This window comes from Streptomyces sp. NPDC056987 (assembly GCF_042673865.1).
Classification (GTDB): Bacteria; Actinomycetota; Actinomycetes; order Streptomycetales; family Streptomycetaceae; genus Streptomyces.
Genome location: NZ_JBHURV010000068.1, coordinates 20,539 through 27,676, shown reverse-complemented (window position 1 = coordinate 27,676; position 7,138 = coordinate 20,539). Strand labels below are relative to the sequence as shown.

The following is a 7,138-nucleotide window of genomic DNA, read 5'->3' as shown; positions in this document are numbered from 1 at the left end:
GCGCCCTTCAACCCGGTGTCGCTGGCGATCGGCGCGGAGGCGTCGTTCGTGGCGCGCACGGTCGACTCGGACCGCAAGCACCTCACCCAGGTCCTGAGAGAGGCCGCCGACCATCCCGGCACGGCGCTGGTGGAGATCTACCAGAACTGCAACATCTTCAACGACGGCGCCTTCGAAGTCCTCAAGGACAAAGAACAGGCGGCGGAGGCGGTGATCCGGCTGGAGCACGGGCAGCCCATCCGCTTCGGCACCGACGGCGCCAAGGGCGTCATCCGGGACCAGGCCACCGGCGACCTCCACGTCGTGCCCGTCACCCCGGACAACGAATCACAGATCCTCGTCCACGACGCCCACGCCACCAGCCCCACCACCGCCTTCGCACTCTCCCGCCTCGCCAACGCCGACACACTCCACCACACCCCCATCGGAGTCCTCCGCAGCGTCGAACGCCCCGTCTACGACACCCTCATGTCCGACCAACTCGACACAGCCGTCGAGCAGCGCGGCAAGGGCGACCTCGGCGCCATGCTCACGGGCGGCGACACCTGGACCGTGGAGGCCCCATGACATACGTCGTCGCCCGGCCCCACGTCCATGCGTGGGGGGCGCCGACACGCACACTTCAGTGTGGCTTCCGCGGTCCTTCAGCGGAGTCGGGCAACGTGCACCCCGTCAGACGCACACGTCCCCGCAACCGTTTCCGCAGAGCCGCCGGAGACCGCAGCAAAGGAATCCCCACCCCATGGACACCTTTACCGCACCCTCCCCCACTTTCCTCGGCACACACCATCTGGTCCACAGGCCGGCCAGCCCCGAGGCCTTTCTGCTGAAGGCGACCGGGCCGATACGGCAGAACTTCGCCTTCTCGGCAGAACTACCCGACGAACAAAGGCTGTTCGGCAACTCCGTGCTGCCGTACCACGATCTCCTCTTCCCCGTGGAGTCACTGCGCCAGACCATGCTGTTCGCGGCACGCCGGTACTTCAGGGTGCCGGCGAGCCGCCACCCCGTCGTGACCTCCAGCAGCGCCGAGATCACGCACCTGGACGGCTGGCGCCGCGGCGGCACGCGGGCCGGGATCGCCCTGGAACTCGGGGTCACGCCCCTCGACATCGTGGGCGGTGTGCCGCACGGGCTGGAGTGCGAGGCCGCCGTCTCCATCGACGGCGAGCGCTGCGGCACCGCCTCGGCCCGGCTGGCCTTCCTCGCCCAGGGCATCTACCGCAGCCATCGCGGACTCGGGCGGCGGCAGAGCGAGGAGTCCCTGGCGGCCGGGGACGATGCCCCTGTCTCCCCGGGCCTGCCGCTGCCCGAGCAGGTGGGTCACCGGGACAGCCGTGATGTCCTGGTCGGACTGCCCGAGCACACCGGAGCGGACGGCCATGACGAACTGACCTTCACCGTCGTGCCCGGAGCGGCCGCCGGAACGCGGTCCGAGGCCGGCGCACCGGACGACGTCCCTCCGGCGCTGTTCCTGGAGGTGTCCCGCCAGGTGGGGCTGCTGGCCGCCGCGGAGCTGCGCGGCTTCGTCCCCTCGCACGCCGTGCTGTCCCGCTGGCAGGCCACCTTCCGGGGCTTCGCCGAGCCCGGGCTCCCGCTGCACTGCACGGTGCGGGAGGGGTTGCGCCGCGCGGACGGGCGGGTGTGCCGGGACGCGGCGGGCCGGCCGGTGGTGGAGCTGCGGCTGTCGTTCCACCAGGGCGGCCGGGCCGTGGCGCGGGTCTCCGCGTCCGTGCTGCAGGACTGCTGAGCCGCGCGATGAGATACCGCGTACTCGGTCCCGTACGGATGAACACACGTACGCCGTCCGCGGCCAAGCCGCGATCGGTCCTCGCCACCCTGTTGGTGCGGCACGACACCGTGGTGTCGACCCATACGCTGATCGACGAACTGTGGGGTGCGGAACCACCGCGTACGGCCACCACCACCCTCCAGGTGTACGTGTCCCAGCTCCGCAAGGCCCTCCTGTCGGACACCGGCGAGGCCGAGGCGGCGACGGGCCCGGCGCAGCCCCTGCTGACCCGGGCCCCCGGCTATCTGATGCAGACCGCCCCGGAGGAACTGGACCTGGCCGTCTTCGAGTCGCTGCGGGCCGAGGGCCGGGCCGCGTACGGGCGGCGCGAGTACGAGGCCGCCTCGCGGGCGCTGAGCCACGCGCTCGGGCTGTGGACGGGGCCCGCGCTCTCGGGCATACCGCACGGCCCCTCCCTGGAGACCTCCGCGATCCGGCTGAACGAACTCCGTGCCGAGGTGCTGGAACAGCGGATCTCCGCCGAGCTGCGGCTCGGACGCCACCATGAACTGGTCGGTGAGCTGATGGCGCTGGCCCACGAACATCCGCTGCGCGAGACGCTGCGCTGTCACCTGATGGTGGCGCTCTACCGGGCCGGCCGGCAGTCCGACGCCCTTCAGGTCTATCACCAGGCGCGGCGCTCGCTCGTCGACGAACTGGGGGTGGAGCCCGGGCCGGTGCTGAGCAGACTGCACGAGCGCGTCCTCGCCTCCGACCCGTCGCTGGCCTGGCACGGTGACCCCGAGCCCCGGCCCGTCCCTGGCGGCGGATCCGACGACCGCCCGGCGAACCCGCCGACCGGCTCGCCGACCCGGTACGGCCGGGACGCGCGGCCCGCGGTGTGGCTGCCGCCGGCCGTGGCGGACTTCACCGGACGCGAGGACCAACTGGCCTTCGGTGAGCGGCTGCTGGCGGGCGATCCGTCCGGTGGGAATCGGGTGCTCGTGCTGTCGGGCCGGGCGGGCGCCGGAAAGACGGCGCTGGCCGTGCGGCTCGCTCACCACACCGCCGACCGGTTCCCCGGCGGGCGGGTCATGGTGAGGCTGCGGAACGCCGATGGGCGTGCTGTCGAGCCGAGGGCCGCCATGGCGACCCTGCTGCGACGGCTGGGCGGGCCGCTTGCCACGGGCTCGGGTGCGGGCTCGGGCGGGGACCCGGGTACGGAACCGCTGCCGCCGTCCGAGACGGAGCTCGCGGAACTGCTGCACGAACGCACCAAGGGCCGCGCGATGCTCCTCGTCCTGGACGACGCCGTCTCGGAGGCTCAGGTCCGGCCGGTGCTGTCGGCCGTGCCCGACAGCGCGGTGATCCTGACGAGCCGTCATCGGCTCGGCGCGCTGGAGAGCGTGCGGCACCTGACCCTCGACGTGCTCCCCCTGCGCGAGGCCGAGGCACTGCTCACGGCGTGCGGCGGCCCGCGGATGCGGGACGCCCCCGAGGCGGCGGGAGAGATCGCCCGGCTCTGCGGCCGGCTGCCGCTGGCCCTCCGGGTGGCCGCCGCCGGACTCGCGGCCCACCCGCACTGGACCGCCGCCGGACTCGCCCAGCGGCTGCGGGACGAGCGGACCCGGCTGGCCGCGCTCGCGCTGGGCGATCTCGACGTACGCGGCACTCTGCTGACCGCGTACCACGACATGGGCGAGGAGGCCCGGCGCGCCTTCCGGATCCTCGGGCCGGCCGCGCTGCCCGACTTCGCCCCCTGGACCGCGACCGCGCTGCTCGCGACGGACCCGGCGGAGGCCGAGCGGCTCACCGAGGAGCTGGTGCGGGCCCATCTGCTGGAGGCGCGGCGGCGGCCGGGGCGGCTGGCCCCCGTGCGCTACAGCTTCCCCGCGCTGCTGCGCCCGCTGGCCCTGGAGGTGCTCGCCGAGGAGTCCCCGCAGGAAGGCCCCGCGGCCGTGGAACGGCTGTGCCGTGCCTTCCTGGCCCTGGCCAGGCACGCGGACGCGCGCATGGCGCCCGGCAGGGACCGGCTGGCGTACGAGGCCGGACCCCCGCCCGGGATCTCCCCCGAGGAGGTGGTCGGCAACGCACCGCTGCAGTGGTTCCAGGAGGAGTGCGCGGGCCTGTCGGAGGCGGTGCGGCAGGCGCACGCGGCCGGGTGGTGGCGTCTGTGCTGCTCCCTGGCCTCGGCCGCGGCCGGCTACTACGAGGCGGGCGCCCTGTGGGACACGTGGGAGGCGACGCACGAGCTGGCGCTGGACGCGGCCCGCCGGTCCGGTGACGTCCACGCGGAGGCCGTGACCCTGCGCTCCCTCGGCGACCTGGCCTGGCAGCGCCACCAGGCCGCAGTGGCGACCGAGCGGTACCGTCTCGCCCGGGAGTTGTTCACCCGTCACGGTGACGAGGTGGCGGCGGGCCGCTGTCTGTCCGCCGAGGCGGACGCGCTGCTCGCCCTGGGCCAGGTCGCGCGGGCCGGGCCCGCCTATGCGCGCGCCCTGTCGGTGAGCCGCCCGGCCGACGACGCGCGCGGCTCGGCGGAGTCGCTGCGCGGACTGGCCCTGGTGGCGCAGTGCGAGGGCCGCCACGAGGAGGCCCTCGCCCGCATGGAGGAGTGCGAGAGCGCCGCGCGCTCCGGCGGCGACCACCGCTGGACCGCGTACGCGTCGCGTACGGCGTCCGCCCTGCGCATCGCTCTCGCGGCGGGCGGGCCGGCCGGGGAGTCCTCGGTCCCGCTCGAAGTCCGCCCCGGGGTCTGGCTCTTCCACCCGTCACGACCGGTCGGGCAGGCCGCGTGAGATCCGCCCACCCGGCGCGAAGCTCACGGCGCATCCCTGTGCTCGGCGGCCAAGGGCCGCTGGAGATACACGCGGCAGTCGACGGCCTCACTCATTTCATTCGCATCGACGGCGAGTTGCTCCGCCCACCACCAGTCGTCGCACTCATCGCACCCGGGTACCGGCTCAGGCGCCGGCCGCTGCGGAGCCCGGACGGGGGTAACTTCCCGTAACCGTACGGGCGGCTCCCCGAGTCGCTCGTCGCCTGGTCGTGCCTCCCACTCACTCCCGCCGAAGATCGGACGCAGCCGCCAGCTCCCAGCCTGTCCGGCCACCACGCCCCGGAACTCGGCGAGTCGGCCGACGGCTGCGTCGAGGACCAGCAAACCGACTTCGGGCGGTGTCTCTTCGGGGCATCGTTGCGCGGGACACTTGGATCGATGCAGACCAGGAGGGGACCCCATGCCGGCCAGGAGTTGTCCGACCGTGCGGCAAGTACGACTTGGTATGGAGCTGCGCAAGCTCCGTGAAGCCGTGGCCATATCGGGGAGTTCCGCTACCGCGTTCCTCGGTGGGGAATGTTCTCAGATCAGCCATATCGAGGCGGGCCGATGGGGCGTCAACAGTCAATCGATCCGGCGGCTCGCCGCGCATTACTCCGTGACGGATGCGAAGCTCGTCGACGCGCTCGTGGGCATGGCGGAGGAGCGCGGCAAAGGCTGATGGGAGAAATACCGGGGCGTGCTGCCTCCGGGACTGCTCGACCTCTCGGAGCTTGAGCATCGCGCAGTCAGTTTTCGGGCGGTGGAGATGCTTGCCGTTCCCGGAATCTTCCAGACCGAAGAATACGCGCGTGCGATTTTTGTGAGCGGATCCCCCGGCGTTATCGATGAGGATCTGGATGCGAGGATCGAGCATCGCGTGACTCGGCGGAGAATCTTTGACCGAAATTCTCCGCCAGGATGTGAAGCAATCGTTCACGAGGCCGCTCTGCGCGTGCGCTACGGGAGTCGCAAAATTGTCCGTGCGCAACTTGAGTCGTTGCTGGAGTCGCGTTGTACCAGACCGCGCTGCAGCAGTGCGCCGCCCTTGCCGGGGAGGGCTCCGCCCCAGCCGGGCGCAAGGCATACCGCGCCTATGCTGACCGGATCGCTGCGGCTGCACAGGAATCCTGACCGGGCAGTCGTCGGCCTGCACGGCTTTCCGGGATCGGAGAGGGCATAAGAGGATCAACTGGACCTGCTAGTGTCTCGTGATCCCGTTGGAGTCACCTGAGTCGGTCGTCCTCTATGACCCTGACCAGTAGCTTTGCTTTGTCGGCCAAGGACACAAACAGGATCACACGACACTAGCGTCCGGTTCGGCCCGTCTTGTTCCGAAGCGGGCTGACGGCCCGTCCGATCGGAGTCCTGTTCATGAGCCTCGGCAGCACCAGCCGACCGCAGCCCGCGTCGGCGGCGGGGGCCTTGCGGTTGATTGTCTCGGGTGGTGGAACCGGCGGCCACACCTATCCCGCGCTGACCACGGTGCGGGCGCTGCGGGACCGGCTGGCCGTCAGCGGCCGGGCGCTGGAGGCGCTGTGGGTGGGCACAGCCGGCAGCCTGGAGGAGCGGGTCGCGGCCGCTGAGGGGATCGCGTTCGCCCCGGTCGCCACGGGAAAGGTGCGTCGGTCCAGCAATCCGCTGAAGATGGTGTCGGCGGCGAACGTGCGGGACATGGGGCGGGTGCCGCTGGGCGTAGCGCAGGCGCGGACGGTCTTGGCGCGGTTTCGCCCGGATGTGGTGCTGACCACCGGGGGCTATGCCTGCGTCCCGGTGGGGCTGGCTGCGAAGATGTGCCGTCGCCCGTTGGTGGTCCATGAGCAGACGGTGCGGTTGGGGCTTGCGAACCGGTCCCTGGCCAGGACCGCGACGCGGATCGCGGTGTCCTCGGCCTCCACGCTCCCGCTGCTGCCGGAGCATGTCCGGGTGGCTGCGGTGGTGACGGGCAATCCGGTTCGCCCGGAGGTGCTGAGCGGCCAGGCCGACAAGGCGGTCCAGGTGTTGGGGCTGCATTCCTTCGACCGTGGTCTGCCCACCGTCTATGTCACCGGCGGAGCCCAGGGGTCGGTGCAGATCAACACGCTGGTGCGGGACCTACTGCCGTGGCTCCTGGAGCGCGCCAACGTCGTCCACCAGTGCGGACCCGACAACCTTGCCGCCCTGCGACAGCACACCGCCGGGCTCTCGGTGGACCTGGCCGCGCGGTATCTGCTGACCGGCTACGTGGGCGCGGAGCTTCCGGACGTGCTGGCACTGGCCGATGTGGTGGTCTCCCGCAGCGGGGCGGGCACGATCGCGGAGCTCACCGCGCTGGGCAAGGCGGCCGTGCTGATCCCGCTGGCGAGCTCCGCGGGCAACGAGCAGGCCCACAACGCCGGCCACCTCGACCGGGCCGGGGCGGCTGTCGCGCTGTTGGGGGAGGTCACTGCCGATCAGCTGCAGGCCGCCGTGGCACCGCTGCTGGCTGATCCGGTCCTTCGCGCCGGGATCGGCCAGCAGGCGCGCGCTCAAGGTCGCCCGGACGCGGCTGACCGGCTGGTGGACCTGCTTCTCGCCACGGCCGCCCGGCACGCCGGCTAGGGGCGGAC

General features: G+C 72.1%; 5 protein-coding genes and 1 pseudogene. All 6 read left to right on the top strand.

Annotated features, from left to right (window positions below):
* A pseudogene (locus ACFTZC_RS40855) lies at nt 1-567 on the top strand (2-oxoacid:ferredoxin oxidoreductase subunit beta); the annotation flags it as partial.
* A gap of 175 nt (nt 568-742) precedes the next feature.
* The gene (locus ACFTZC_RS40850; RefSeq protein WP_382899061.1) at nt 743-1,750 is read left to right on the top strand and encodes an AfsA-related hotdog domain-containing protein; all 1,008 of its coding nucleotides are present in this window, start codon (nt 743-745) and stop codon (nt 1,748-1,750) included.
* A gap of 8 nt (nt 1,751-1,758) precedes the next feature.
* The gene (locus ACFTZC_RS40845) at nt 1,759-4,530 is read left to right on the top strand and encodes a BTAD domain-containing putative transcriptional regulator (protein WP_382899059.1); all 2,772 of its coding nucleotides are present in this window, start codon (nt 1,759-1,761) and stop codon (nt 4,528-4,530) included.
* A 486-nt stretch (nt 4,531-5,016) separates the two neighbouring features.
* Nucleotides 5,017-5,232 (top strand): helix-turn-helix domain-containing protein, encoded by a 216-nt coding sequence (locus ACFTZC_RS40840; RefSeq protein ID WP_382899057.1) that lies wholly within the window; start codon nt 5,017-5,019, stop codon nt 5,230-5,232.
* Nucleotides 5,233-5,250: 18 nt separating this feature from the next.
* Nucleotides 5,251-5,733 carry a Scr1 family TA system antitoxin-like transcriptional regulator gene (locus ACFTZC_RS40835; protein WP_382899055.1) on the top strand — a complete coding sequence of 161 codons (483 nt, stop codon included), beginning with the start codon at nt 5,251-5,253 and terminating at the stop codon, nt 5,731-5,733.
* Nucleotides 5,734-5,924: 191 nt separating this feature from the next.
* Nucleotides 5,925-7,130 carry a glycosyltransferase gene (locus ACFTZC_RS40830; RefSeq protein WP_382899053.1) on the top strand — a complete coding sequence of 402 codons (1,206 nt, stop codon included), beginning with the start codon at nt 5,925-5,927 and terminating at the stop codon, nt 7,128-7,130.
* Nucleotides 7,131-7,138: the final 8 nt, after the last annotated feature.

Bases quoted from the DNA above. Each gene is read 5' to 3' on its own strand.
- ACFTZC_RS40845 (WP_382899059.1), top strand. From the start codon at position 1,759: ATGAGATACCGCGTACTCGGTCCCGTACGGATGAACACACGTACGCCG.
- ACFTZC_RS40830 (WP_382899053.1), top strand. From the start codon at position 5,925: ATGAGCCTCGGCAGCACCAGCCGACCGCAGCCCGCGTCGGCGGCGGGG.
- ACFTZC_RS40850 (WP_382899061.1), top strand. From the start codon at position 743: ATGGACACCTTTACCGCACCCTCCCCCACTTTCCTCGGCACACACCAT.
- ACFTZC_RS40840 (WP_382899057.1), top strand. From the start codon at position 5,017: ATGGAGCTGCGCAAGCTCCGTGAAGCCGTGGCCATATCGGGGAGTTCC.